Raw genomic sequence first — 24,195 nt, forward strand, 5'->3', positions numbered from 1 at the left:
CCATGTGTTTGGCAGTGCCCGGAAGAGTCGTGAGCATCGACGACACCGCCGATCCGCTCACCGGCCTGATCGACTTCGGCGGGGTGCAGAAGCAGGCGTGTCTGGAGTACGTGTCGGACGTCGAGGTCGGCGAGTACGTCATCGTCCATGTGGGCTTCGCCCTGCAGCGACTTGACGAGGAGTCGGCCCTGGCCTCCCTCAAGCTCTTCGAGGAACTGGGGCTCCTGGAGGAGGAGTTCGGCGACGCCTGGCAGCAGGCGGCCCGGCAGGCCGCTCCGGAGGCCGCGGGGGGCGAGGCCCGGTGAAGTACCTCGACGAGTTCAACGACCCCAAGCTGGCCCGCCGGCTGCTCGACGAGATCCGGGCCACCGTCACCCGGCCCTGGGCGCTGATGGAGGTGTGCGGCGGCCAGACGCACTCCATCATCCGGCACGGCATCGACCAACTCCTGCCGGAGGAGGTCGAGTTGATCCACGGTCCGGGCTGCCCGGTCTGCGTGACCCCGCTGGAGTGCATCGACAAGGCCCTGGAGATCGCCGCCCGTCCCGACGTGGTCTTCTGCTCGTTCGGCGACATGCTCCGGGTCCCCGGCACCGACCGGGACCTGTTCCGGGTCAAGGGCGAGGGCGGCGACGTCCGCGTGGTCTACTCCCCGCTCGACGCGCTCCAGCTCGCCCGCCGCCACCCGGACAAGCAGGTGGTGTTCTTCGCCATCGGCTTCGAGACCACCGCCCCCGCCAACGCCATGGCCGTCCACCAGGCCAAGCGCCTCGGCCTGGCCAACTTCACCCTGCTGGTCTCCCACGTCCGGGTCCCCCCGGCCATCGAGGCCATCATGACCGCCCCCGCCTGCCGGGTGCAGGGCTTCCTGGCCGCCGGGCACGTGTGCAGCGTGATGGGCATGGCCGAGTACCCCGAACTCGCCGCACGCCACCGGGTCCCCGTCGTCGTCACCGGCTTCGAACCGCTCGACATCCTGGAGGGCATCCGCCGCACGGTGGCCCAGCTGGAGCGCGGCGAGCACCGGGTGGAGAACGCCTACGCCCGGGCCGTGCGCGCCGACGGAAACCCGGCCGCGATCCGCATGATCGAGGAGGTCTTCGAGGTCACCGACCGGAACTGGCGCGGCATCGGCCGCATCCCCGGCAGCGGCTGGCGGCTCAGCGAGGCCTACCGGGACTTCGACGCCGAGCACCGCTTCGACGTCACCGGCATCCGCACCGAGGAACCCGCCGAGTGCCGCGCCGGCGAAGTCCTGCAGGGGCTCATCAAGCCCACCGACTGCGCGGCCTTCGGCACCACCTGCACCCCGCGCACCCCGCTCGGCGCCACCATGGTCTCCAGCGAGGGCGCCTGCGCCGCCTACTACCTCTACCGCCGGATGTCCGAACCGGCGCTCCCGCGCGAGGAGATGAACCCCGTTGGCTGAGCAGACCGTCGTCGACCCCGCGAACTGGAGCTGCCCGGCACCGATCCGCGACCAGCCGGTCGTGGTCATGGGCCACGGCGGAGGCGGCGCGCTCTCCGCCGAACTGATCGAGCAGATCTTCGCCCCCGCCTACGGCAACGCCCTCCTCGCCGGGATGACCGACTCCGCCGTCCTCCACCTCGGCGGCGCCCGCCTCGCGCTCTCCACCGACTCCTACGTCGTACGGCCGCTGTTCTTCCCCGGCGGCTGCCTCGGCGACCTCGCCGTCAACGGCACCGTCAACGACCTGGCGATGAGCGGCGCCCGGCCCGCCTATCTCTCCGCCGCCTTCGTCCTGGAGGAGGGCGTCGAGCTGGCCGTCGTCGAACGCATCGCGCGGGCCATGGGCGCGGCGGCCGAGACTGCCGGTGTCACCATCGCCACCGGCGACACCAAGGTCGTCGAGATCGGCCACGGCGACGGGGTGTACGTCACCACCGCCGGCGTCGGCCTCGTCCCCGAGCGCGTCGACATCCGGCCGCAGCGGGCCCGGCCCGGCGACGCCGTCATCGTCAGCGGACCGATCGGCCTGCACGGGGTCGCCGTGCTCAGCGTCCGCGAGGGGCTGGAGTTCGGCGTCGAGATCGCCAGCGACACCGCGCCGCTGGCCGACCTGGTCGCGACCATGCTGGACGTCACCCCCGACGTCCACGTCCTGCGCGACCCGACCCGCGGGGGCCTGGCCGCCTCCCTGAACGAGATCGCCCGCGCCTCGGGAACGGGCGTACGGCTCGCCGAGCGCGCCCTGCCGGTACCGGACGCGGTGGCCAACGCCTGCGGTTTCCTCGGCCTGGACCCGCTCTACGTCGCCAACGAGGGCAGGCTCGTCGCCTTCGTGCCGCCGACGGACGCCGACGCGGTGCTGGAGGCGATGCGCGCCCACCCGCAGGGGGCCGGTGCCACCCGGATCGGGGAGTGCGTGACCGAGCACCCCGGCATGGTCGTGGTGGCCACCGGACTCGGCGGCACCCGGGTCGTCGACCTCCCGCTCGGGGAGCAGCTGCCGCGGATCTGCTGACGGCGGCTCTCGTTCGACGACAGGGCGTGACTCCGCCGGTGCCCGGACCGTCCCGGGCACCGGCGGAGTCATTCGACCGCGGTGATCTCCAGCTCCCGGCCGCTGCGCAGGTCGGTGGAGGGCCGGTCGCAGCGCGGGCACCAGAAGAACGGCGGCATGCCCACCGCGAACTCCTCGGCGCACGGCCCGCACCAGGCCTGTGCGGTCACCTGTTCGACGACGAGCCGGGCGGCGGCGAGGGCGGTGCCCTCGCGCGCCACCTCGAAGGCGAAGTCCAGGGCGTCGGGGACGACCCCGGACAGTTCGCCGACCCGGACGGTCACCGCTTCGACGGTGTCCGCGCCGTCCGCCCGGGCCCACTCGTCGGCCTGCTCCACGATCGCGGTCGCGATCGACAGTTCGTGCACGACCGGCTCACGGATACCGGTGACCGGCGCGCAGTCCGCCGGCGATCCGCCAGATCCTCATCTCGCGCATCATGCTGGGGATCTCGGTGACGAACAGTGCCAGCAGCAGCGCGCCCACCACGGCGACCTCGGCGGTCAGCACGCGCTGGGCCGCCGTTCCGGTTCTCTTGCGTTGCATCTTCACGGCGGTCACTCCCTGTTCGGTGTCACGCGGGCGGGATGTTCGGCATGACGTCCAGCAGGGCGTCGTGCCGCTTCCAGTGGATGTTGGTCGAGCGCCGCGCGTCGGCGGTGCCGTCCGGGTGGTGTCCCGTCTGCTTCGTGTAGGGGCCCCTGTTGCCCTGGTGCATGCCGGGCACGTGGGACGGCGTGTCGGGCCTCGCCTGGGCGCGGCCGACTCTGATGCTGCCCATGGGGTTCTCCTTCCTGAGCCTTCCTGTCTTGCCGTTCCTCGAGGCCGTTCGGCTCAGGGCCGATCGGTGAGCTCCTCGAAGAAACGCTCCACGGCCGGCCACATCCGGCCGCCGCCGGACAGGCCGCGCCACTCCCGGCGGACGACGGCGAGCATGCGGAAGCAGTCGTCGACCGGGACGATCCAGTGGTGGTCGAGGCCGTGCACGGTGTTGACCAGCAGTGCCTCGACGTCGGGGGTCATGCCGGCCAGCGGCGGGCAGCCGGCGACCGCCCGCTGCCAGGCCGCCGCCTCCACCTCCCAGCGCATGGCCCCGGCCGGGCTCGGGCCCTCCGCGGTGACCGTGCCGTCGGCGCGCGGCACGAAGAAGACCAGGCCGACCGGGACCCCGAGGGCCGCGGTGTCGACCTTCGGGAGGCGGATTCGGCGGGTGGGGATCAGCCGGAAGTGGCCGTCGCCCGCGCCGGTGCCCTGCCGGGTGCCGGCGAACAGCACCGAGCAGGCGCGGCAGGCACAGCGGACCTCGGCCTGCCCGGTGTCGTACAGATGCGGATGGTTCTCGGACAGCGGCTCGGCGCACAGGTCGCACACCTCCGCCCCGGCCGCCGGCTGCCGGTCGGCCGAGGAACGGATGAGGCGGGCCAGCGCTCCGCCGGGCGGTGTCCGGGTGGTCACCGGGTCTCCTGTGGCCGGCGCAGGGAGTCCAGGGGGACGAAGGCGGGCGCCGGGGCCTCGGGCACCGGCTGCACGTCGGCCAGCTCGGGAGCGGCGGCGAGCACCGCCTCCCGGACGGCGTCGGTCACCTCCGTGGTACCTCCGCCGCACCCCGAACCGCAACCGCCGCCCTTGGCCAGCCGCACCCGGCCCACCTCGCCCTCCACCCCGGCCCACTCGACGTCGCCGCCGCGCTCCCGGACGGCGGGGCGCAGCCGCTCGACCGCGCGGGCGGCCCGGAGCTCGGGCGGCTCGGGGTGGATGTCGTGCAGGACCATGAGGTGGTCGAGCAGCTCGTCGCCGGCGAGCCGCTCGGCCAGCGGCGGGTCCGCGTGGTCGAGGACGCGGGTGAGTGCCTCGCCGTAGACCTCGGTCAGCAGCCGTACCGCCTCGACGGCCGAGCCGCCGATCGGTCCCGGGGCGGACTCCAGGCTCTCCAGCAGCCCGTCGAGCCGGGCCAGCCGGGACTCGACCGCCGGGCCGTCGAGCCGCGCGTCAGCCATGGTTCGCCCCGTACGTCGGCGAGTGCGTGACCGTCAGGGTCTTGCCCTTGCCCGTGTACATGTGGACGCCGCACGGCAGACAGGGGTCGAAGCTGCGGACCGTGCGCATGATGTCGACGCCCTTGAAGTCGTCCGGCCCGTTCTCCTCGAAGATCGGCTGGCCCATGACGGCGTCCTCGTACGGGCCCGGGGTGCCGAACTTGTCGCGCGGGCTGGCGTTCCACGGGGTCGGCGGGTACGGGTGGTAGTTGGCGATCTTCTTGTCCTTGATCACCAGGTGGTGGGAGAGGACCCCGCGCACGGCCTCGTGGAAGCCGCAGCCGATCGCCTCGTCCGGCACCTCGAAGTCCTCGAACACCTTGGTGTCGCCGGACCGCACCAGGCCCATCGCCTCGTCCAGGAACTGCAGGGCCATCGCCGCCGCGTAGGCGACGAAGTACGGCCGGGCGCGGTCCCGTTCGAGGGTGTTGGACCACTTCGGGATCTTCCACTCAAGGGTGGTCTCCGGCAGGGTCTCGCCCTTGGGCAGCGAGATCCGCACGCTGTGTCCGGTGGCCTTGATGTACGGCGTGTCGACGATGCCGCTGAGCGCGGTCGACCAGAGCCGGGCCAGCGGGCCGCCGCCGGTGTCCAGGGCCAGGTGGTCACCGGTGCGCTGGTCGAACCAGCGCGGGCTCATCACCCAGCTGTAGTTGCCCTCGAAGTCCCGCTTCTGCGGCACCGGGAGGGTCGTCTGGTTCCACGGGTGCCGCATGTCGACCGGGTTGCCCAGCGGGTCGTGGGTGACGAACGGGTCCTCGTTGACCCAGTCCTCGTAGAACGAGGAGCCCAGCATGATCCTGAGGCCGAGGTTGATGTCGACCAGGTTGTTGGTGACCAGCTTGCCGTCGACCACGATGCCCGGGGTGACGTACATCGCCTTGCCCCAGCGGTCCATGTTCTCGTACTTGTAGTCGACGACCTTCGGGTCCTGCCAGGCGCCCCAGCAGCCGAGCAGGATACGGCGCTTGCCGACCTCCTCGTAGCCCGGCAGCGCCTCGTAGAAGAAGTCGAAGACGTCGTCGTTCATGGCGACGGCCTTCTTCACGAAGTCGATGACGTGCATCAGCCGGCTGAGGTAGTCGGTGAACGCGGTCGGCGACGGCATGGTGCCGACACCGCCCGGATAGAGCGTGGAGGGGTGCACATGGCGGCCCTCCATCAGGCAGAACATCTCCCGGGTGGTCCGGGAGACCTTCAGGGCCTCCTTGTAGACCTCGCCCTCGAAGGGGTTGAAGGCCTTCATGATGTCCGCGATGGTCCGGTAGCCGTGGATGTCACCGCGCGGCGCCGTGGTCTTCTGCGCGCGGGCCAGGACGCTCGGGTTGGTGGCCTTGACCATCTGCTCGCAGAAGTCCACGAAGACCAGGTTGTCCTGGAAGATCGTGTGGTCGAACATGTACTCGGCCGCTTCGCCGAGGTTGACGATGTGCTCGGCGAGCGGCGGCGGCTTCACGCCGTACGCCATCTGCTGGGCGTAGTCGGAGCAGGTGGTGTGGTTGTCGCCGCAGATGCCGCAGATGCGGGAGGTGATGAACCCGGCGTCGCGCGGGTCCTTCCCCTTCATGAAGACGGAGTAGCCGCGGAAGAGGGAGGAGGTGCTGTGGCACTCCACCACTTCCTTGTTGGCGAAGTCGATCTTCGTGTAGATGCCCAGGTTTCCGATGATCCGGGTGATCGGATCCCAGGACATGTCCACGATCTGCGCGGGCTTGCGCCCCTTTTGCCGGGCCTCGGTTGTCATCGGCGTTCGCTGACCTTTGCTGTGGGGGGACTGGGGTGGGGGGGAGTGGCCGTGGCGCGTCAGGGGCGCCAGCGCGGGGCGTAACCGCTGGTGAGCTTGCGCTTGTTGTGGCGCCACTTGGGCTCGTGGTTGACCAGCTCGTTGGTGAAGCCGCGCAGCCTGCGGATGACCGCCCCGTACGGCTTGATCGCGAGCGAGGAGAGGGTGCCGCCGGGCGGCTCGTCCATGAACGGCATGAACGCGTCCGGGAAGCCCGGCATGGTGCAGCCGATGCAGATGCCGCCGACGTTCGGACAGCCGCCGATGCCGGCCATCCAGCCCCGCTTGGGCACGTTGCAGTTCACGACCGGTCCCCAGCAGCCCGTCTTGACCAGGCACTTGGGCGAGTTGTAGTCCGCCGCGAAGGTCGCCTGCTCGTAGTAGGCGGCGCGGTCGCAGCCCTCGTGGACGGTGCGGCCGAACAGCCACTGCGGCCGCAGCATGTGGTCCAGCGGCGGCGGGGGAGCGGTGCCGGCGGCGTGGTAGAGCACCCAGACCAGGGTCTCCATGAAGTTCTCCGGCTGCACCGGGCAGCCCGGGATGTTCACCACCGGCAGCCCGCCCTGCGACGTGAAGTCCCAGCCGAGGTAGTCCGCGAGGCCCATGGCGCCGGTCGGGTTGCCGGCCATGGCGTGGATGCCGCCGAAGGTGGCGCAGGTACCGACGGCGACCACCGCCCAGGCCCGGGGCGCCAGTTCGTCGATCCAGTCGTTGAGTGTCTGCGGCTGGCCGGTCTCCGGGTCGTTGCCGAAGGACGTCCAGTAGCCGTCGCCCTCGATGATGTTCTGGTTCGGCACGGAGCCCTCGATGACGAGGATGAACGGCTCCAGTTCGCCCCGCGCCGCCGCCCGGTAGGGAGCGAGGAAGTCCTCGCCGCCCAGGCTCGGCGAGAGCACCTTGTTGACCAGGTTGACCTTGGGCATCCCCGGGATCAGGCCCAGGACCAGGTCCTCGATGGAGGGCTGGTCGGCGGCGGTCACGGAGACGGTGTCGCCGTCGCAGCTCATGCCCTCGGAGATCCAGAGGATGGTGATCTCGTCGAAGCCCTGGTGCTCGCCGTCGGCCCGGGCGGGTTCGCCGCCGACGGCCGTGGTGCCGTTCTTGCTGCTGCTCATGTGCTAGGCCTCCGATGGTGTGGGCCCCGGGGACGGCTCGGCAGCCGTCGCTGGATCCGGGACGTCGGTGCCCCCGAGCGGCTCGACTTCGTCGGGCCGGAAGTAGTGGAAACGGCCGTACCAGCCGTGCAGTTCGGCCGCCGGGTCGTCGTCCACGGTGACGGCGAGACGGCTGCTGCCGTCCACGTCGTGGAAGACGGCGGCCACGGTCGCGGTCCGGCCGGCCAGGAACATGTCCTGCGCGTCGGCGCCCCGGACGCGCGGGCGCAGCCGCACCGGGCTGCCGCCGCCGACCCGCACGCCGTCGACCAGGAGCGTGTCGGTGGCCGGGGACAGCCCGTCGTCGCCGCCCTCCTGCCACCACGCGGGACGCGCGGCGGGAGAGTCCTGGCCGGCGGGGCCCGGGCCGACGCGGGATGCGTTGCCGGTGACTTCGCTGCCGGTGACTTCGTTGTCGCTGGCTTCGCTGGCGGTGATTTCGTTGCCGGTCGCTTCGTCGGCCGTGGCCTCGCCGGCCGGGCTGAGCGAGCGGATGGCGCCGTGCAGGCGCTCGAAGACCTCCGGCGGCAGGCTGTCGACCCGGTCGAGGATCTCGGCGGCCCGCGGGTCGGTGGCCCGGGCCTCCCGCTTCTCCTCGTCCGTCAGCAGCATGGTCCGCAGGGTGAGGATCTCGTCGATCTCACCGGCGTCGTGCAGGTCACCTGGGCTCTCCGGCGCCACCTGCGGATGGTCGGGGAGGATGATCGGCGAGGAGAGCAGCAGGGCGGAGACCGAGCCGTCCTCGGGGGCGGCGGCGGGGGGCGCGCCGCCGAGCACCGGGAAGGTGAAGTCGTTGCGGCAGCTCCGGGCGGCGTCCTGGAGGGCCCGGCCCGGGTCGACCAGGGAGACGAACTCCGCGCCCTCGACGCCGAGGAGGGTGTGGGTGGCGATCAGCGCGTACCGCAGGGCCCGGTCGCGCGGGGCGTGCGGATCCCCCAGGTGCCCTTCGTTCGTGGTGCGCACCCGGAGCCGCACGAGATCGCCGCCCAGCCGTTCGGCCACGAGGACGGTACGCGCCCGCACCTCCGCCCGGCGGCGGACGATCCGTCCGGCGCCGGAGGGCAGCTCCTCGGTGTCGGTGCCGGCCGGCGAGCCCACCGAAAACCCGTGCTCGTCCCCGTCCAGCGCGACCGTGAACTCGGCCTCGCGGGCCACCGCCTCCTCGAAGGTCAGCTGCACGGTCCCGTCGGCGCAGCGCAGCGACTCGACCGGCCGCCCGTCGGCGTCCTCGACCTGCTTGTGCTGCAGCTGCAGATACCGCACCCGCAGCCGCAGGACCGCGTCCGGCCTGCGCACCCGCAGCAGGCACTCCGTCTGCTGGTACCAGGAGTCCGCCGAACCCGACACCCCCGGCCTGACCGGACCGTCGGCCTCCGCCCGGTCGCGGGGGAAGAGGACCCCGAACTGCCAGCGGGCACGGTTCTTCGGCGAGGACCGCCGATAGGGGTAGAGGAGATAGCCCTCGTAGAGCACGGCGTCGGCGACTGCAGTCATCGCTTCGAAGGTCGGCGCGGGACGGCCGGAGCCGTTCTCCAGGGCAGTGCGGGACGCTCTGCCGTCGACCAGTCCCTCGGCCATGCAGCCTCCTCGGATCCGTGCGCGCGCCCATACCTTCCACCACGGTCACACCGGTCACGCCCGCTCGCCTCTTCTGGCCGAGCGGGGTTGGGCCGGACGGGGGGTGGGAGGCCTGGGCGTGCGCCGGACCGGCGGGCCGAGGGGGCGGTCAACGGTCGGTCAGAGGCCGGTCAGAGGCCGGTCACGGGGGCGGTAGGGACCGGTAGCGGCCGGTCGGAGGCCGGTCAGGGGGCGACGAAGAGGGCGGGGAAGCGTGGGCCCAGCCAGGGCTTGCGCCCGTAGGCGAACACCTGGCCCCGGGCCATGGCGAGCCACGGGTTGCGGCGGCCGAGGGCGATGAGCAGGAAGGCGACCGGATCGATGAGGATCGTGCAGTCGGGACGGTCCTGCGGTTCCGGTGTCACCTGTACGGCACCGTCGGCCAGGGTGACGCCGAAGGCGCCGCCGCCTCCGCGCAGCCGGATCGTGTAGCGGGCGGTCAGACCGGCGGTGGCCGTGCCGTCGGCCACGGTCGGCATCACCGAGAGCAGGAACGGCAGGCACCACGCGACCCGTTCGACGTCGATCATGTGCGGGCGGCGCACCGCACGGGCGAGGTCGTAGCCGTGGCCCAGCATGTGGGTGAGCAGGTAGGAGGCGAGCACGGACCGGTCCATCGGGCCGAGCGGGGTCAGCGGCGCGGGACCGTCCGCCGCCGCGGCCAGCGCGTCGGCGCACCGCTCCGCCTGCTCGCTGATCATCGCGGCGAGCGGCGCCGCCCTGCGTTCCCCGAACACGGCCAGCGACTCGGCGTTGGCCGCCGCCAGACTCTGCGGTGTGCCGTCCCCGTACGGCCGTTCCCGCCCCACCGCGAGGTCGGCCATCAGCTCGTTGGCGAGCGCGAGATGGGCCGCCGCCTCGCCGACCGTCCAGACCGATCCCGGTACGGGCGCACCCGTGTCTGCAACCCCGTCGAGTACGGCCGCGATGTCGCCGGCGGTCCGCCGTATCGCCTGCCCGAGCTCCGCGGGCAGCGCCCCGCGGACGTCCTGCGGTGCCGTCTGATCCACGCAGGTCACCCCCTGTTCTGTCGCGCGGTACCCAATCAGACGCACGGGCCTGCCACAACCCCCGCGGCGATCACCGTGCCCCGAGCCCCCGCAGAAAGGTGTCGACGACCGTGTCGGCGGCCTGGGCCGCGTTGAGCTCGGGCAGCTGCTGCGACGCCAGGTGCATGAGCTGCGGCAGCAGCGAACCCGCCCAGCCGGGCGGCAGGTCGTCACGGAGCAGCCCCTCTTCGGTGGCCCGCCGCAGGAAGTCGTCCACCTCCCGGACCAGTGCGTCGCGCCGCTCCCGGATCGCGTCGTCGGCCCGCAGCCGGGTGAGCTCCACGGGCCATGTGCGATTGACGCCGATGATCTCCTCGACGTACCGGTGCAGCGCCACGGCGACCGGGGCCTCCCGCAGTCTGGCGTGCTCGACGGCCCGCTCGACCGCGTCGTACCGCGCCTCGTAGATGGCCGCCAGCAGCTCCTCGCGGGAGGCGAACCGCCGGTAGACGGTGCGCCGGTCGACACCGGCCTCGGCGGCGATGGCGGCGATGCTCGCGCCCGGATCGACGGCGAGCATGCGGGCCCCGGTGGTCAGAACGGCTTCCAGATTGCGTGCTGCGTCGGCTCTCACGCGCCAGAGCATATCCGGAGGTGTGGAGCCTGTCTCACCTTCCGCCACGCACGCGGGGCTCTCCTACAAGTAAGTGCTACATTGAAGTGACAGATAGCTAGACAGCGATCTCGATCCCTTCGAACCCTCCGGAGAGGGCACATGATCACTTACGACCGGCTCTACGTCGCGGGCTCGTGGACCGCACCCGCCGACCCGGACCTCCTCGACATCCGTTCGCCGCACGACCAGGCGGTCATCGGCCGTGCCGCGCAGGCCCGGCCCGCCGACGTCGACCGCGCCGTGGCGGCCGCGCGGACCGCCTTCGACGAGGGCCCCTGGCCGCGGACCGCACCGGCGGAGCGCATCGCCGTCCTGCGGCGGCTGAACGCCCTGCGGGAGGCGGACGCCGAGCGGATCGCCGATCTCGTCTCGGCAGAGAACGGCTCGGCCCGCTGGTTCACCAGGGCCGGGCAGCCGGGCCTCACCCGGCAGGCCGAGGCCTACCTCAGGGCGGCGGAGGCGTTCGGCTGGGAGGAGACGCCGGAATCCGCCGCGGGGGTCCGGACGGTGGTGCGCCGCGAGCCCGTCGGCGTCGTGGCCGCGGTCATCCCCTGGAACTCGCCGTTCTCGGCCGCCATGGCGAAGATCATCCCCGCGCTGCTGGCCGGCAACACCGTCGTCCTGAAGGTGTCCCCGGAGAATTCGCTGAGCATGGGCCTGCTCGCCGAACTGCTGGAGCGGGCCGGGCTGCCGGAAGGCGTGATCAGCGTCCTCCCCGCCGACCGGGAGACCAGCGAGTACCTCGTCTCGCACCGCGACGTCGACAAGATCGCCTTCACCGGCTCGACCAGGGCCGGCCGCAGGATCGCCGCCATCGCGGGCGAGCAGCTGAAGCGGGTCAGCCTGGAACTGGGCGGCAAGTCGGCCGCGATCATCCTGCCGGACGCGGATCTCGACCGGGCGGTGCCGGGACTGAAGTTCGCCTCGCTCCTCAACAACGGCGAGTCCTGCATCGCACAGACCCGCGTCCTCGCGCCGCGCAGCCGGTACGAGGAGGTCGTCACCGCCCTCAAGGACCTCGTGGAGTCGCTCAAGGTCGGCGACCCGGCCGACCCCGACACCTTCATCGGCCCGATGGTCCGCCGGGACCAGCAGCAGCGCGTGCGCGACTACATCGAGCTCGGCATCAGGGAGGGCGCCCGCCTCGTCACCGGCGGTCCCCAGGTCCCGCCGGGTCTGGAACACGGCAACTACGTCACCCCCACCGTGTTCGCCGACGTCGACAACTCCCTGCGGATCGCCCAGGAGGAGATCTTCGGCCCCGTCCTCGTGGTCATCCCCTATGACGACGAGGACGACGCGGTGCGGATCGCCAACGACTCCGAGTACGGCCTCTCCGGCGGCGTGTGGTCCGCCGACGAGACCCACGCCCTCGAGGTCGCCCGCCGGCTGCGCACCGGCACGGTCACCGTCAACGGCGCCCCCATCTCTTTCGACGGCCCCTTCGGCGGCCACAAGGCCAGCGGCATCGGCCGCGAGTACGGCGCGGTGGGGCTCGCCCAGTACGTGGAGTACAAGTCGGTCACGCTGCCCGCGCCGGGCGCCTGACCCGGGGTCGGTCGGCGGTCACGGGCGGACGAGTGTCTTCAGGGCCTCGCGGTCGTTCATCGCGCGGTAGCCGTCGGCGATGTTCTCCAGGCCGACGGTGCGGTCGAAGACGCGGCCGGGCCGGATCGTGCCGTCGAGGATGTGCGGCATCAGTTCCTCGATGTAGGCGCGGGCGGGCGCGACGCCGCCGGTGAGGGTGATGTTCCGCATGAAGTCAGGGAACCCGAACGGCACTTCGGTGAACTGGGGCGCCCCGACCCTGCTGATGGTGCCGCCGGCGCGGACGACGCCGAAGCCCTGCACGAGCGCGTCCTTCAGCCCGACGCATTCGAGGACCTTGCGGCTGCCTTCGCCGCCGGTCAGTTCGCGGACCCTGGCGACGCCCTCGTCGCCGCGCTCGGCGACCACGTCGGTGGCGCCGAAGTCGCGGCCCAGGTCCGTGCGGGTGCGGTGGCGGCCCATCAGGATGATCTGCTCGGCGCCCAGCAGCCGGGCGGCGATGACCGCGGAGAGGCCCACGGCGCCGTCGCCCACGACGGTGACGGTGTCGCCGCGCCGTACGCCGGCGGTGCGGGCGGCGTGGTAGCCGGTGCACAGCACGTCGGAGAGGGTCAGCAGGTCCGGCAGCAGTTCGGAGTCCTCGCCGACGGGCAACTTCACCAGGGTGCCGTCGGCCAGCGGAACGCGGGCGGCCTGGCCCTGTCCGCCGTCGACCCCGTTCACACCCCACTGGCCGCCGTGCGGGCAGGAGGTCTGCAGGCCCTCGCTGCAGTACGCGCAGGTGTTGTCGGCCCAGACGAAGGGCGCCACGACGACGTCGCCGGGCTTCAGGGTGCGTACCCCAGAGCCGGTCTCCTCGACGACGCCGAGGAATTCGTGGCCCATGTGGCGGGGGTTGTCCGTGGGCGCCTGGGACTTGTAGGGCCACAGGTCGCTGCCGCAGACGCAGGACAGCACGATCCGCACGACGGCGTCGGTCGGTTGCTGGATCTCGGGGTCGGCGACATTCTCGACGCGTACGTCGTGGGCCGCGTACATCAGGGTGGCTCGCATGAGCGGATCTCCTCGGAGGGGACAGGGGCGGGCAGGAAGGGTCAGCGCGGTTCGAGGCGGAGGGTGGACTCGCGGGCCCGGTCGGTCAGGACGTGCTCGACGATGCCCGGGTACCGGCCGTACTTCTCCCGGTAGGCGGTGTCCACCGCCGCGTACTCGTCGTGATCGGCCGGACGGAAGGTGACGTCCTGCCGCACGCCGCCGGCGCTGACGCGGCCCTGCCGGCGGGACTGGGTGCCCCGGTACCAGGGGCCGGCGGTGCCCTTGACGGAGCGGACGTAGAGGTGGTCGCCGACGCGGACGACCCACATGGTCACCCGGTCGCGCAGGGTGCCGTCGGCGCGCTCGGACTCCAGGTCCAGCTCTTCCGCGGCGCCGGCCCTGGTCAGGTCGGTGTCGTTCCAGTGCGTCATGGTCATTTCTCCGGGCTGGTCATGGGCTTTGGGCTTCGGGGCAGGCCGTCCCCGGGCCGGGGCGCAAGGCTTCGGTCACCGACCCGGTGCCGGGTGGTCGCCGATCCGGTCTCGGTGACCCGGTCGGCGAACTCGTGGCCGGGCACGAGCGGGCTGCTCGGCGGCGGGTCAGGCTTCGGGGATGGTGCGGCCGTAGCGGGTGAGGGTCACGTTCTCGGGTTCGGGGCCGCCGCGCCGGCCGGTCTCCAGCGCGTCGAGGGCGGTGAGCTCCCCGGCGGTGAGCTCGAAGTCGAAGACGTCGATGTTCTCGGCGATGCGCTCGCGCCTGGTGGACTTCGGGATGACCGAGCGGCCCTGCTGGATGCCCCAGCGCAGCAGTACCTGGGCGGGGCTCTTGCCGTGCGCCTCGGCGATGCGGGTGACGGCGGGATCCTGCAGGACGCTCCTGCGGTCCTCGCCGTAGCCCGGGTAGAAGGTGATCCCGCCGATGGGGGACCACGCCTGGTTGAGGATGCCGTGCCGGTCGTCGAGGTCGAGTACGGCGCGCTGCTGGAAGTAGGGGTGGATCTCCAGCTGGTTGACCGCCGGGACGACGGACGTGGCGTCGAGCAGCGTGGTCAGGTGGCCGGCCATGAAGTTGCTGACGCCGATGGCGCGGACCCTGCCGTCGGCCAGGAGCTTCTCCAGGGCGCGGTAGGCGTCCAGGGTCCGGTCGAAGTCGGACGGCAGGGCCTGGTGCAGGATCAGCAGGTCGATCCGGTCGACACCGAGTTTCGCGGCGCTCTTGTCGAAGCCGTGCAGGGTCTCGCCGTAGCCGTAGTCGCTGATCCAGATCTTGGTCTCGACGAAGATCTCGTCACGGGGCACCCCGGACTCGCGCAGGGCCCGGCCCACCTCGCGTTCGTTGCCGTAGGCGGCGGCGGTGTCGATGTGCCGGTAGCCGAGGTCGAGGGCGGACCTGACGGCGGCCACGGTCTCGTCGGGCGGGGTCTGGAAGACGCCGAGGCCGAGGGCGGGCATCTCGACGCCGTTGTTGAGGGTGAGGGTCTGCATCACAGGGACCTTTCGTTGTGCGTGGCCCGTGCGGGCACGATCAGGGTGAGGACGGTCACGACCGCCAGGGCGAGCAGGACGGCGGAGCCGGTCAGGGCCGTTCCCGAGCGGGCCGCGATGTCCGAGGCCGCGTGCCCGGTGGAGACGGAGGCGGCGACGGCGGACAGGATGCTCAGGCTCAGTGCGCTGCCGATCTGGTGAACGGTGTTGACCAGGCCCGAGCCGGCCCCCGCGTCCGCCGCGGCGACGCCGTCGACACCGCTGGAGGTCAGCGGGGCCAGCGTCAGGCCCTGGCCTGCGCCGATGAGCACCATCGGCAGGGCCACGCCCGTCAGGTAGGGGGTGTGCAGGTCCAGGCGGCTGAGCCAGGCCATGCCCACCGCGGTCAGGACGACCCCGGTCAGGAGCACCAGCGGCCGTGCGGCGCGCTCCAGCAGCCGCGGGACCTGGACGGCGATCACGAAGTTGACCAGAGTCATCGGCAGGAACGCGAGGCCGGCCTGGAGCGGTGTCCAGTGGTAGACGCTCTGCACGAACTGCGCGGTGAAGAAGAAGAAGCCCATCATCGCGCCCATGTAGAGCATCCGGGTGACGTAGGCACCGCTGCGCTCCCTGCGGGCGAACAGCCGCAGCGGCACGATCGGCTGCGCGGCCCGCCGCTCCACCCGGACGAACAGCCCGAGCAGCACCACCCCGGCCACCAGCGGCCCCAGGGTCGCCGGGGCGGTCCAGCCGAAGTCGGCGGCGTCCACGATGCCGAGGACCAGCGCGGTCGAACCCAGCGTCGCCAGCACCGCCCCGGCGATGTCGAAGCGGCCCGGCCGGCGTTCGGTCTCGGGCAGGAACCGCGGGGCCAGTGCCATCATCGCGACGCCGACCGGGACGTTGAGGAAGAACCCGGCCCGCCACGACACCAGGTCGGCGACCAGGCCACCGACGACCAGGCCAAGGGCGGCACCCAGACCGGCGACGGCGCTGTAGGCGGCCATCGCCCGGTCACGGGCCCGGCCCTCGGCGAAGGTACGCGTCAGCAGGGACAGCGCGGACGGGGCCAGCACCGCGGCCCCGACGCCCTGCAGCGCCCGGGCGCCGATCAGCCACCACTGGGTCTGCGCCGCGCCCACCAGCAGGGAGGTCAGCGAGAAGACGACCAGGGAGAACACGAAGACTCTGCGGTGTCCGAACAGATCACCGGCCCGGGCTCCGAGCAGCAGCAGTCCGCCGAAGACCAGGACGTAGGCGTTGGTGATCCAGGACAGGCCGGTCTCGGAGAACCCCATGTCGGAGCGGATCTGCGGCAGCCCGGTGAAGACGATCGAGTTGTCTAGGATGACCATGAAGTAGCTGACGCAGATGATCGCGAGGATCAGCGTCGCGTGGACCGGAGTCCCGTCGGGGCGCACCGCCGCGGGTGCCGACCCGCGCTGTGCGGCGGTGGTCATCGCGTCACCGGCCCTGTCACCGGTCCCTCGCCGGTTCTGTCGCCGGCGTCGCCGGTTTCGTACATGAGTGCTGCGCGCACGGTGTTCCTTCGGATCGGTTTCGTCGGGCCGGTCGAGGACTCGCGGCCCTCGGCCTTCTCCAGAGAACCGCGGCCGGACGCGCGGGTGGGAGTCACTCCTGTTCCAGGTAACGGCAGTACCTCGCAGGCGTTCACCGACGCACCTACCGTGAGGGGGCGGCCCGGATCCACACTGCCCGAGCACGCCCGCCGTTGCCGATCAACCTCCCGAGGCCTGACCATGACTGAGAGCGACAAGAAGAAGGACCTGGCCGGTGAGGTGCGTGAGTTCCTGAGCACCCGGCGGGCGCGTATCACTCCCGAGCGGGCCGGGCTGCCCGTGTTCGGCGGAAACCGCCGGGTGGCGGGCCTGCGCCGCGAGGAGGTCGCGCTGCTGGCGGGGATGAGCGTGGACTACTACGTGCGGCTGGAGCGCGGAAACCTCAGCGGTGCCTCCGACTCGGTGCTCGAAGCCCTCGCGCACGCGCTGCAACTCGACGAGGCCGAGCGCGCCCACCTCTACGACCTGGCCCGCGCGGCGACCCCGGCGGGCCGCAGGTCCGCGGTGACCGCGTCCCGGGTACGGCCCACGATCCTGCGGCTGCTCGACTCCATGACCGGCGTGCCGGCCTACGTGCGCAACGCCCGGTTCGACATCCTGGCCGCCAACACACTGGGCCGGGCCCTGTACGCGCCGGTCTTCGACTCGCCGCTGTTCGCCCAGCGCGGGCCGGTCAACACCGCCCGCTTCATGTTCCTGGACCCGGCGAGCCGGGACTTCTGGACCGACTGGGACAAGGGCGCCGACGACGCGGTGGCCTTCCTGCGCGCCGAGACCGGCCGGGCACCGCACGACAAGGTGCTGACCGACCTGGTCGGCGAGCTGACGACCAGGAGCGACGACTTCGCCCGCCGGTGGGCACGCCACGACGTCAAGTTCCACCGCTCGGGCGTGAAGAAGCTGCACCATCCGCTGGTCGGCGATCTCGCCCTGCCCTACGAGGCGATGGACCTGCCCTCCGACCCCGGCCTCCGCCTCAACTTCTACACCCCCGAACCCGACTCCCGGGAACGGGAGGCACTCGGCCTCCTGGCCGGCTGGACGAGCACCGCCACCGTCGCCCGCACCCGGAACGACTGACCACCGAGAGGCGCCGCAACCTCCGGGGACGGCGGGTGTGCCACGAGGGAGGGAGGTCAGTTCGGCCGCGACCGCCCGGCGGGGGTTGCCTCCCGGGTCGCGGCCCAGGAGGCGAGCAGGCGCAGGCCCTCCTCGGAGGGCGAGCCGGGTTCGGCGGTGTAGACGGTGACGGTGAGGCCGGGTTCGGCCGTCATCTCCAGCCCCTCGTAGGCGAGGGTGATGTCCCCGACGGCCTCGTGACGGAAGTTCTTGGTCCCGGTGCCGTGATGGCGGACGTTGTGCGCGCCCCAGCGGGTGCGGAAGTCGTCACTGCGGGTGGAGAGCTCGCCGACCAGGTCGTGCAGCTCCTTGTCGTGGGGGTTGCGGCCGGCCTCGGTGCGCAGGATCGCCACGGTGATGTCGGCGGCCGGGCCCCACTCGGGGTAGAAACGGCGGGCAGCGGGGTCCAGGAAGGCGAAGCGGGCGAGGTTCGCCTGGTTGTGGGGGTTCGCGTAGACGTCGCTGTAGAAGGCGCGGGCGAGCGTGTTGGTGCCCAGGATGTCCATCCGGCCGTTGCGGACGAAGGCGGGACCCGCGGTGATCGCGTCGAGCGTCCACTGCAGGCTCGGGTGCGGGACCCACTGCCGGGCCGGGCGCCGGCGCCGGGGCCGGGTGAGCGCGTCGGAGCCGTCGGCGGCCTGCGCCAGATGGACCAGATGGGCGCGTTCGGCGTCGTCGAGCCGCAGGGCACGGGCGACGGATTCCAGGACGGCGGGGGAGACACCGGCCAGGCTGCCGCGTTCGAGCTTGGCGTAGTACTCCACGCTCATGTCGGCGAGGGCCGCTACCTCGCTGCGGCGCAGCCCGGGAACGCGGCGCCGGGTCCCGGACGGCAGTCCGGCCTGCTCGGGGGTGATCTTGGCGCGCCGCGAGGTGAGGAACTCGCGGACCTCCTGTTGGTTGTCCACCCCTCGACCGTACGTGCAGCGCGCCGCATCAGGGATGTACTGCCGGTACACCCATCGACGGTGACTGGCCGGCCGCCACCGGGGGCGGTTACCTGGAGGACGTGGCGCCGTCCCCGGCCGTCCGTCGGCGGGGACGGGGCCGCCCGACCCCGGCACGCGGACACCTCGCGGCCCAGGACCGGGCCTGCCCGGACCGCCCTCGGCGGTCCGACCTCACCTGAGCAAAGGAACCCCCCATGCGCGGCGCAGTGATCCACGCCCCCGGTGACGTCCGCTTCGAGACGTTGGACGACCCGAAGATCCTCCACCCCACCGACGCGGTGATCCGCACCGCCGTCACCTGTGTATGCGGCTCCGACCTGTGGCCCTGGCGCGGCCTGGAGCCGATCGGCGGCGCCCATCCGATGGGCCACGAGTACGTCGGCTTCGTCGAGGAGGTCGGCTCCGAGGTCACGGCCGTGAAGCCGGGCCAGTTCGTCGTCGGCTCGTTCGCCACCTCGGACAACACCTGCGCGAACTGCCGCAACGGCTTCCCGTCGAACTGCCTGCACCGTGAGTTCATGAGCACCTGTCAGGCCGACTACGTCCGCATCCCCAACGCCCAGGGCACCCTGGTCGCCACGGACGAGGTGCCGGGCGAGGAGCTGTGGCCCGGTCTGCTGGCCGTCTCCGACGTCATGGGCACCGGCTGGTGGGCCGCCGAGGCCGCCGAGGTGAGGCCGGGATCCACCGCCGTGGTCGTGGGCGACGGCGCGGTCGGCCTGTGCGCGGTGATCGCCGCCAAGGAGATGGGCGCCGAGCGGATCATCGCCATGAGCCGCCACGAGTCCCGGCAGAAGCTGGCCCGCGAGTTCGGCGCCACCGACATCGTCACCGAGCGCGGCGACGAGGGCATCGCCCGGATCAAGGACCTCACCGACGGCATCGGCGCCGACAGCGTCCTGGAGTGCGTGGGCACCGCCGAGGCCATGCGGCAGGCGCTGCGCTCCGCCCGCCCCGGCGGCAGCGTCGGTTTCGTCGGCGTCCCGCACGACGTCGCCGTCGACGGGCAGGAACTGTTCTTCTCCCACGTCGGCCTGCGCGGCGGCCCCGCCCCCGTGCGCCGCTACCTGCCCGACCTCATCGAACGCGTCGTGACGGGCCGGATCGACCCGGGCCGGGTCTTCGACCTCACCCTGCCCCTCGACCAGGTCGCCGAGGGCTACCGGGCCATGGACGAGCGCCGGGCGGTCAAGGCACTCCTCAAGCCCTGAGAACGAAGGAGCGACAAGCAATGCCCAAGCAGTCCGCGCCCAAGGAACTGGAAGCGATCGCGCCCAAGCTCGTCGAGGTCACCGACCGGGTGCTCTTCGACGACGTGTGGGAAAGGCCAGGCCTCTCACCGCGCGATCGCAGCCTGGTGACCGTCAGCGTCCTGGCCGCGCTCTACCGCACCGAACAGCTGCCCTACCACCTGGGCGTGGCGCTGGAGAACGGCCTGAGCGTCGAGGAACTCTCCGAGGCCATCACCCACCTGGCCTTCTACGCCGGCTGGCCCAACGCCATGACCGCGGTCAACCAGCTCAAGGCGCTCACCGAAGAGCGCGACGCCTGACACCCGCACCCCCCACTTCCGGCAACCGCAACCGCAACCGCAACCGCACAGCAAGGAACACCTTCCGTGGAACTCGTCACGCACACCCCGACCGCCAAGGGCCCGGCCGAGCGCTTCACCGGCGACGTCTACCTCAACATGATCCAGGCCCCGGCGGAGCCGGCCCGGCTGGCGACCGCCCTGGTCCGCTTCACCCCCGGTGCCCGCACCAACTGGCACTCCCACGCCAACGGCCAGACCCTCTACATCACCGACGGCATCGGCCTCGTCGGCACCCGCGACGGTCGGGTCGTACGCGTCAGCGCCGGCCAGACCGTCAAGTGCCCGCCCGGTGAGGAGCACTGGCACGGCGGCACCGACACCACCCTCATGGCGCACATCGCCATGGTGGTCGGCGTCGCCGACGGCGACGGCACCACCTGGCTGGAACCCGTGACCGACGAGCAGTACGCCGAAGCGCTCGCGACGGTCACCCGCTGAGGGCCGATGGCCTGATGCCGTGCCAGGAGGCGTTGCCGGCCGAAGGACACACGTCCTCCTCAGGCGCGGCCGGGCCCGGTCCGTGCTTCGCCGGCCATCCAGTCCTGGACCAGCCGGACCGTACGTTCGGGGTGCTCTTCGTGCAGGTAGTGCCCGCTGTCGGGCCAGTGGTCGACACGGGAGCCGGGCACGTGCAGCGTGTCGCGCTCCCACGCGGCGGCCTCCGCCGAGGTCCACACGGTCAGGGCGCGCCGCGTCCGGCGCCGCAGATACGCCTCGCTGCGCGGGCGGACGCCCACCGCGTCCGGGCCGGTGTACATGCCGGCGTAGGCCTGGGCGACGACGTGGTCCGGGGTGCCGAGCATGGTGCGGACATGCGCGGTACGCAGGCCCGCCGGCGCGCTCCGCGAGAACGCGCCGGCGACGAAGCCGGCTGCCGCCGCGGCCCCTCGTGCCCGGTACTGCGCCAGCCGGACCGGGATCTGAGCCACCTCGTCGCCGTGCGCGCCGTGTGCCGGGTCGAGGGCGACGACGGAGCGGACGAGGGCCGGATGCCGTACCGCGAGCAGATTGACGACCTGCCCGCCCATCGAATGGCCCACGACGACCGCAGGCCCGCTGTCCAGGCGGCCGAGCAGCGCGGCGAGGTCCTCGGCCATCTCCGCCGGGGTGTTGTCCTGGTCCGGAACCTCGGAGCGGCCGTGGCCCCGTAGATCGGGGACGATCACACGGAACCGGTCGGCGAGGGCCTCGGCGTGCGGGGACCACTCGCGGCCGTCCCCGCCCCAGCCGTGCACCAGGAGAAGCGGCACACCCTCCGCGGGTCCGAGTGCGGTGCAGAAGAGACGGATGCGTTCCAGGGGGAGGATGGTCATGCGGCACGGTCCGGGGTGGTGAGGTAGGTGGCGTAGGCGAAGTCCGCGTACACGCCGGCACCGTCGAGGTCCTGCGCCCACAGCCCCAGCATCGCGCCGGTGAACCCGAGGACCCGGAGTTGGCCGTCGTGGAATTCGTCGGCGTGTTCGTCGGACAGCACGGTGGCGTCGAGTTCGAGCGGCAGCACGCACATGCCCCGGCCGGTGTCGTAGGAGAAGCGGAGGACGGGGAGTTCGAGTTCGGCCTGGAGGACGACCGCGCGTCCGGGGGCGAGGGGTACCGCCGGCCGGTGGGCGATGAGCCGCCCGGCCTCGCAGCTCAGCACACGCAGCACGGGGGATCCGTCGTCCTGGGCCGTCACATGGAGATAGTGCCAGTTGCGGGTGTTGTAGTACGCGGTGAGTCCGGCCATGTGGTCGGGGGTGCGGGGCGCGAAGGTCAGGCTGGTCCGGAAGGAGCAGTGGCCGGCGGTCACCCGGCGGGCGAGCAGGCTGGGGGCGCGGCGGCCCACCGGCGACTGGCCGCCGTGGATGCGGAGTCCGCCGGGTGCCGGTTCGATCCAGTCCGGGGTGGCCGGCCGGCGCAGGGTGGACCAGTCGGGGCCGGGGGCGGGTGTGTCGAAGAGGTCGGTGGCGGGCGCTGGTTCGGGCGCGGGCGCCGGTGGGAGGGCGGGGGCCGGGACGGTCACGGCGGGGACGGCACCGATGATGCGGGGCCAGCCGTCCTCGGTCCAGGTCACCGGCTGCAGTGCGGTCTCCCGGCCGAGCACGCACCGGCCCCGCTCGGTCAGGGGCCGGGCGACGATGTGGGCGGCGTACCACTCCCCGGCCGGTGTCTCGACGAGGGAGCAGTGACCGGCCTTCTGCAGTGCCGGCTTCGGGTCGTGCCGGGAGGTGAGCAGGGGACCGGCCGGGTCGGGCTCGTACGGGCCGAACAGGTCGCGGGAGCGGGCCACCGCCGCGCCGTGTTCGTAGCCGGTGCCGCCCTCGGCGTGCACCAGGTAGTACCAGCCGTCCCGGCGGTAGAGGTGCGGGCCCTCGGCGACCCCGGCGGCGGTGCCGACGGAGATGGTCCGTGGCTCGCCGAGCAGGGACCGCGTCCGGCGGTCGTACTCCTGGAGTTCGATCCCGGCGAAGGACTCGTGGTCGGGCCGCCAGTCGAAGCGCATGTTCAGCAGCCAGCTGCGCCCGTCGCCGTCTGCGCCGTCGTCGTGGAAGAGGGACACGTCGAAGCCGCGGCCGTGCAGTGGGACCGGGTCGGACCACGGGCCCTCGATCGAGGGGGCGGTGGTGACGTGGTTGGGGAGGTCCTTCCAGCCCTCCGCGTAGGTGTCGACGACGGTGAAGACGAGGTGGAACAGGCCGTCGGCGTACGACAGTCCGGGCGCCCAGATCCCGCCGGAGTCCGGTACGCCGGTGAGGTCGAGCAGGCGCCTGCTGTCCAGAATCCCGCCCAGCGGCCGCCAGTTCACCAGGTCCCGGGAGTGGTGGAGCCGGACGCCCGGACACCATTCGAAGGTGGAGGTGGCGAGGTAGAAGTCGGCGCCGACCCGCAGGATCGCCGGGTCGGGTTCGAAGCCGCGCAGGACGGGGTTCTGGATCAGCAGGCTCACGGATGCTCCGGTCAGAGGGTGAACAGCAGGGTGCCGAAGCCCACGTGGTCGCACTGGAACGCGGCGCCCTCCGGCTGGAGTCGCGCGACGGCGGCATAGGTCCAGGGCGCGGGCAGGCTGCGGCGCTTGACGTAGTGGTTGAAGGCCAGCTCGTGGATCGGGCGCAGGTTGCCGCGCTCGACGGTGGAGATGGCGCTGTAGGTGGCCTGGCAGGAGCCCCAGACGGCGTAGGGGACGTCGTTGCCGAGGTTGTACTTCGCCGTGTACTCGTAGCCGGCGAGGAGGCGGTTGGACGAGGCGGAGTAGAGGTCCTGGCCCTGCACCCAGGCGATCTCGCAGGCCTCGGCCATGCTGCCGAGGATGAGCTGGGTGTGGGCCTGGTCGCGGCCGCTGTCCACGCACTGGCCGGTGTCGCTGATCACCCGGCTGATCCTGCAGCAGTCGTGCAGGTAGTAGGCGTCGACGGCGGCGTTGTAGACGGAGGTGTCGTTGCAGAACACCCCCATGGCCATCATCGCCTTGACGCAGTTCGTGCCCCAGCCGGCGTCACCGAAGGTGTTGACGAGCGGGATGCAGACGTTCCTGAAGAGGTTCTCGGTCTGGGTGATCTCCGACGCCGACCAGCTTCCGGAGGGTGCCGTGTAGCGCATGAGTTCGGCGGCGGCCGCCAGCTTGAAGCCGTAGATGGAGGCCGCGAGTTGGGCGTCCTTGCCGGTGATGGAGGTGAGGGTGGCCGACCAGGCCCTGATGATCTGCAGGGCCTTCGTCGCGTGGGCGGTGGTGCCGGTCAGGTTCCACATCAGGGCGTTCTGGTAGGCGGCGTTGCAGTCGTTCCAGAACTCCCAGTTGTGCAGCTCGGTCGTGCCCCGGTCGACCGAGGCGAACGGGCCGAGCATCGTGTACGTCGACTGCGAGTACGGGTCGGCCCTGAAGACGTTCCAGCCGCTGAGCCAGGGTTCGGTGCCGGCGGCGATCCTGGTCTTCATCCGCTGGATGTCGGAGAGCTTGTGCAGCACGCCGGGGTGGATGAACGAGGTGAGGGCGTCGGCCTCGGGGACGAGGACCAGCCCGGTGGCGGCCGCGGCGGTGCCGACGGCGGTGATCTTCAGGAACCGGCGCCGGGTGGGGGCGGCGGCCCCGGACGCGGGACGGGTGGGGGGTTGCGGCTCGGTCATGCGGTCTTCCTCATTTCACTCG

The 24,195-nt window shown here is 72.0% G+C and carries 26 protein-coding genes; 8 read left to right on the top strand and 18 right to left on the bottom strand.

Going from position 1 to position 24,195, the window contains the following annotated elements:
* The first annotated feature begins 2 nt into the window (after positions 1–2).
* The 3 genes from ACGF5O_RS32020 to hypE all read left to right on the top strand — a co-directional run bounded on the left by ACGF5O_RS32020 (position 3) and on the right by hypE (position 2,486).
* Complete coding sequence (locus ACGF5O_RS32020; protein ID WP_393813374.1) at positions 3–305, top strand: HypC/HybG/HupF family hydrogenase formation chaperone; 303 nt, start codon at positions 3–5, stop codon at positions 303–305.
* Positions 302–1,429, top strand: a complete 1,128-nt coding sequence (hypD, locus tag ACGF5O_RS32025; protein ID WP_393813375.1) for a hydrogenase formation protein HypD — start codon at positions 302–304, stop codon at positions 1,427–1,429. The genes ACGF5O_RS32020 and hypD overlap by 4 nt, the downstream gene beginning before the upstream one ends.
* A gap of 67 nt (positions 1,430–1,496) precedes the next feature.
* Complete coding sequence (hypE, locus tag ACGF5O_RS32030) at positions 1,497–2,486, top strand: hydrogenase expression/formation protein HypE (RefSeq protein WP_393813494.1); 990 nt, start codon at positions 1,497–1,499, stop codon at positions 2,484–2,486.
* 68 nt (positions 2,487–2,554) lie between these two features.
* On the opposite strand, the gene hypA is transcribed toward hypE, so the two are convergent.
* From hypA to ACGF5O_RS32080, 10 genes are all read right to left on the bottom strand, one after another.
* Positions 2,555–2,893: a hydrogenase maturation nickel metallochaperone HypA gene (gene hypA / locus ACGF5O_RS32035; protein ID WP_393813376.1), complete on the bottom strand. Its 339-nt coding sequence runs from the start codon at positions 2,891–2,893 to the stop codon at positions 2,555–2,557.
* Positions 2,894–2,900: 7 nt separating this feature from the next.
* A complete protein-coding gene (locus ACGF5O_RS32040; RefSeq protein ID WP_362587085.1) occupies positions 2,901–3,071 on the bottom strand; it encodes a hypothetical protein in 171 nt (56 codons plus the stop codon).
* Between the two features lie 28 nt (positions 3,072–3,099).
* A complete protein-coding gene (locus ACGF5O_RS32045; protein ID WP_362587088.1) occupies positions 3,100–3,306 on the bottom strand; it encodes a hypothetical protein in 207 nt (68 codons plus the stop codon).
* Positions 3,307–3,359: 53 nt separating this feature from the next.
* Positions 3,360–3,980: a DUF5947 family protein gene (locus ACGF5O_RS32050; protein ID WP_393813377.1), complete on the bottom strand. Its 621-nt coding sequence runs from the start codon at positions 3,978–3,980 to the stop codon at positions 3,360–3,362.
* Positions 3,977–4,522, bottom strand: coding sequence for a NifU family protein (locus ACGF5O_RS32055; RefSeq protein ID WP_393813378.1), 546 nt, complete (start codon positions 4,520–4,522; stop codon positions 3,977–3,979). Before ACGF5O_RS32055 ends, ACGF5O_RS32050 begins: the two co-directional genes overlap by 4 nt.
* A complete protein-coding gene (locus ACGF5O_RS32060; RefSeq protein WP_393813379.1) occupies positions 4,515–6,305 on the bottom strand; it encodes a nickel-dependent hydrogenase large subunit in 1,791 nt (596 codons plus the stop codon). The genes ACGF5O_RS32055 and ACGF5O_RS32060 overlap by 8 nt, the downstream gene beginning before the upstream one ends.
* Before the next feature lie 59 nt (positions 6,306–6,364).
* Positions 6,365–7,459, bottom strand: a complete 1,095-nt coding sequence (locus ACGF5O_RS32065; RefSeq protein WP_362587100.1) for a hydrogenase expression protein HypE — start codon at positions 7,457–7,459, stop codon at positions 6,365–6,367.
* A gap of 3 nt (positions 7,460–7,462) precedes the next feature.
* Complete coding sequence (locus ACGF5O_RS32070; RefSeq protein WP_393813380.1) at positions 7,463–9,076, bottom strand: hypothetical protein; 1,614 nt, start codon at positions 9,074–9,076, stop codon at positions 7,463–7,465.
* Between the two features lie 224 nt (positions 9,077–9,300).
* Positions 9,301–10,125 (bottom strand): maleylpyruvate isomerase family mycothiol-dependent enzyme, encoded by an 825-nt coding sequence (locus ACGF5O_RS32075; protein ID WP_393813381.1) that lies wholly within the window; start codon positions 10,123–10,125, stop codon positions 9,301–9,303.
* Between the two features lie 70 nt (positions 10,126–10,195).
* Entirely contained in the window at positions 10,196–10,684 is a 489-nt protein-coding gene (locus ACGF5O_RS32080) for a TetR/AcrR family transcriptional regulator (protein ID WP_393813495.1), read from the bottom strand.
* A gap of 195 nt (positions 10,685–10,879) precedes the next feature.
* On the opposite strand from ACGF5O_RS32080, the gene ACGF5O_RS32085 reads away from it, so the two are divergent.
* Positions 10,880–12,328 carry an aldehyde dehydrogenase gene (locus ACGF5O_RS32085; protein WP_393813382.1) on the top strand — a complete coding sequence of 483 codons (1,449 nt, stop codon included), beginning with the start codon at positions 10,880–10,882 and terminating at the stop codon, positions 12,326–12,328.
* Between the two features lie 18 nt (positions 12,329–12,346).
* Here the strand turns inward: ACGF5O_RS32085 and ACGF5O_RS32090 are convergent, their stop codons facing one another.
* The 4 genes from ACGF5O_RS32090 to ACGF5O_RS32105 form a co-directional block, all read right to left on the bottom strand.
* Positions 12,347–13,381: a zinc-dependent alcohol dehydrogenase family protein gene (locus tag ACGF5O_RS32090; RefSeq protein ID WP_393813383.1), complete on the bottom strand. Its 1,035-nt coding sequence runs from the start codon at positions 13,379–13,381 to the stop codon at positions 12,347–12,349.
* Between the two features lie 41 nt (positions 13,382–13,422).
* Entirely contained in the window at positions 13,423–13,794 is a 372-nt protein-coding gene (locus tag ACGF5O_RS32095; protein ID WP_393813384.1) for a DUF2255 family protein, read from the bottom strand.
* 168 nt (positions 13,795–13,962) lie between these two features.
* Complete coding sequence (locus ACGF5O_RS32100; protein WP_393813385.1) at positions 13,963–14,847, bottom strand: aldo/keto reductase; 885 nt, start codon at positions 14,845–14,847, stop codon at positions 13,963–13,965.
* Complete coding sequence (locus ACGF5O_RS32105; RefSeq protein WP_393813386.1) at positions 14,847–16,289, bottom strand: MFS transporter; 1,443 nt, start codon at positions 16,287–16,289, stop codon at positions 14,847–14,849. The genes ACGF5O_RS32100 and ACGF5O_RS32105 overlap by 1 nt, the downstream gene beginning before the upstream one ends.
* A gap of 300 nt (positions 16,290–16,589) precedes the next feature.
* On the opposite strand from ACGF5O_RS32105, the gene ACGF5O_RS32110 reads away from it, so the two are divergent.
* Positions 16,590–17,489 (top strand): helix-turn-helix transcriptional regulator, encoded by a 900-nt coding sequence (locus ACGF5O_RS32110; protein WP_393813387.1) that lies wholly within the window; start codon positions 16,590–16,592, stop codon positions 17,487–17,489.
* Positions 17,490–17,545: 56 nt separating this feature from the next.
* On the opposite strand, the gene ACGF5O_RS32115 is transcribed toward ACGF5O_RS32110, so the two are convergent.
* On the bottom strand, positions 17,546–18,436 hold the full coding sequence (locus ACGF5O_RS32115; RefSeq protein WP_393813388.1) for a helix-turn-helix transcriptional regulator: 891 nt from the start codon (positions 18,434–18,436) through the stop codon (positions 17,546–17,548).
* 236 nt (positions 18,437–18,672) lie between these two features.
* Between ACGF5O_RS32115 and ACGF5O_RS32120 the strand changes: the two genes are divergently transcribed.
* The 3 genes from ACGF5O_RS32120 to ACGF5O_RS32130 all read left to right on the top strand — a co-directional run bounded on the left by ACGF5O_RS32120 (position 18,673) and on the right by ACGF5O_RS32130 (position 20,510).
* Positions 18,673–19,689, top strand: coding sequence for a zinc-dependent alcohol dehydrogenase family protein (locus ACGF5O_RS32120; RefSeq protein WP_393813389.1), 1,017 nt, complete (start codon positions 18,673–18,675; stop codon positions 19,687–19,689).
* 20 nt (positions 19,690–19,709) lie between these two features.
* A complete protein-coding gene (locus ACGF5O_RS32125) occupies positions 19,710–20,030 on the top strand; it encodes a carboxymuconolactone decarboxylase family protein (RefSeq protein ID WP_393813390.1) in 321 nt (106 codons plus the stop codon).
* Positions 20,031–20,096: 66 nt separating this feature from the next.
* Positions 20,097–20,510, top strand: coding sequence for a cupin domain-containing protein (locus ACGF5O_RS32130; RefSeq protein ID WP_393813391.1), 414 nt, complete (start codon positions 20,097–20,099; stop codon positions 20,508–20,510).
* A gap of 59 nt (positions 20,511–20,569) precedes the next feature.
* On the opposite strand, the gene ACGF5O_RS32135 is transcribed toward ACGF5O_RS32130, so the two are convergent.
* The 3 genes from ACGF5O_RS32135 to ACGF5O_RS32145 are packed head-to-tail and all read right to left on the bottom strand — an operon-like array spanning position 20,570 to position 24,173.
* Positions 20,570–21,385 (bottom strand): alpha/beta fold hydrolase, encoded by an 816-nt coding sequence (locus ACGF5O_RS32135; RefSeq protein WP_393813392.1) that lies wholly within the window; start codon positions 21,383–21,385, stop codon positions 20,570–20,572.
* The gene (locus ACGF5O_RS32140; RefSeq protein ID WP_393813496.1) at positions 21,382–22,989 is read right to left on the bottom strand and encodes a glycoside hydrolase family 43 protein; all 1,608 of its coding nucleotides are present in this window, start codon (positions 22,987–22,989) and stop codon (positions 21,382–21,384) included. The genes ACGF5O_RS32135 and ACGF5O_RS32140 overlap by 4 nt, the downstream gene beginning before the upstream one ends.
* A 20-nt stretch (positions 22,990–23,009) precedes the next feature.
* A complete protein-coding gene (locus tag ACGF5O_RS32145; RefSeq protein ID WP_393813393.1) occupies positions 23,010–24,173 on the bottom strand; it encodes an alginate lyase family protein in 1,164 nt (387 codons plus the stop codon).
* Positions 24,174–24,195: the final 22 nt, after the last annotated feature.

The sequence above is a fragment of the Streptomyces sp. NPDC048291 genome (assembly GCF_043201715.1).
GTDB lineage: Bacteria > Actinomycetota > Actinomycetes > Streptomycetales > Streptomycetaceae > Streptomyces.

What these genes read in the sequence shown, in the direction of transcription:
- ACGF5O_RS32045 (WP_362587088.1), bottom strand. Translation starts at nt 3,306, where the DNA reads ATGGGCAGCATCAGAGTCGGCCGCGCCCAGGCGAGGCCCGACACGCCG.
- ACGF5O_RS32100 (WP_393813385.1), bottom strand. Translation starts at nt 14,847, where the DNA reads ATGCAGACCCTCACCCTCAACAACGGCGTCGAGATGCCCGCCCTCGGC.
- ACGF5O_RS32060 (WP_393813379.1), bottom strand. Translation starts at nt 6,305, where the DNA reads ATGACAACCGAGGCCCGGCAAAAGGGGCGCAAGCCCGCGCAGATCGTG.
- ACGF5O_RS32095 (WP_393813384.1), bottom strand. Translation starts at nt 13,794, where the DNA reads ATGACGCACTGGAACGACACCGACCTGACCAGGGCCGGCGCCGCGGAA.
- ACGF5O_RS32125 (WP_393813390.1), top strand. Translation starts at nt 19,710, where the DNA reads ATGCCCAAGCAGTCCGCGCCCAAGGAACTGGAAGCGATCGCGCCCAAG.
- ACGF5O_RS32105 (WP_393813386.1), bottom strand. Translation starts at nt 16,289, where the DNA reads ATGACCACCGCCGCACAGCGCGGGTCGGCACCCGCGGCGGTGCGCCCC.
- ACGF5O_RS32120 (WP_393813389.1), top strand. Translation starts at nt 18,673, where the DNA reads ATGCGCGGCGCAGTGATCCACGCCCCCGGTGACGTCCGCTTCGAGACG.
- ACGF5O_RS32145 (WP_393813393.1), bottom strand. Translation starts at nt 24,173, where the DNA reads ATGACCGAGCCGCAACCCCCCACCCGTCCCGCGTCCGGGGCCGCCGCC.
- ACGF5O_RS32085 (WP_393813382.1), top strand. Translation starts at nt 10,880, where the DNA reads ATGATCACTTACGACCGGCTCTACGTCGCGGGCTCGTGGACCGCACCC.
- hypE (WP_393813494.1), top strand. Translation starts at nt 1,497, where the DNA reads ATGGGCCACGGCGGAGGCGGCGCGCTCTCCGCCGAACTGATCGAGCAG.
- ACGF5O_RS32065 (WP_362587100.1), bottom strand. Translation starts at nt 7,459, where the DNA reads ATGAGCAGCAGCAAGAACGGCACCACGGCCGTCGGCGGCGAACCCGCC.
- ACGF5O_RS32020 (WP_393813374.1), top strand. Translation starts at nt 3, where the DNA reads ATGTGTTTGGCAGTGCCCGGAAGAGTCGTGAGCATCGACGACACCGCC.
- ACGF5O_RS32070 (WP_393813380.1), bottom strand. Translation starts at nt 9,076, where the DNA reads ATGGCCGAGGGACTGGTCGACGGCAGAGCGTCCCGCACTGCCCTGGAG.
- ACGF5O_RS32040 (WP_362587085.1), bottom strand. Translation starts at nt 3,071, where the DNA reads ATGCAACGCAAGAGAACCGGAACGGCGGCCCAGCGCGTGCTGACCGCC.
- ACGF5O_RS32135 (WP_393813392.1), bottom strand. Translation starts at nt 21,385, where the DNA reads ATGACCATCCTCCCCCTGGAACGCATCCGTCTCTTCTGCACCGCACTC.
- ACGF5O_RS32055 (WP_393813378.1), bottom strand. Translation starts at nt 4,522, where the DNA reads ATGGCTGACGCGCGGCTCGACGGCCCGGCGGTCGAGTCCCGGCTGGCC.
- ACGF5O_RS32080 (WP_393813495.1), bottom strand. Translation starts at nt 10,684, where the DNA reads ATGCTCGCCGTCGATCCGGGCGCGAGCATCGCCGCCATCGCCGCCGAG.
- ACGF5O_RS32110 (WP_393813387.1), top strand. Translation starts at nt 16,590, where the DNA reads ATGACTGAGAGCGACAAGAAGAAGGACCTGGCCGGTGAGGTGCGTGAG.
- ACGF5O_RS32090 (WP_393813383.1), bottom strand. Translation starts at nt 13,381, where the DNA reads ATGCGAGCCACCCTGATGTACGCGGCCCACGACGTACGCGTCGAGAAT.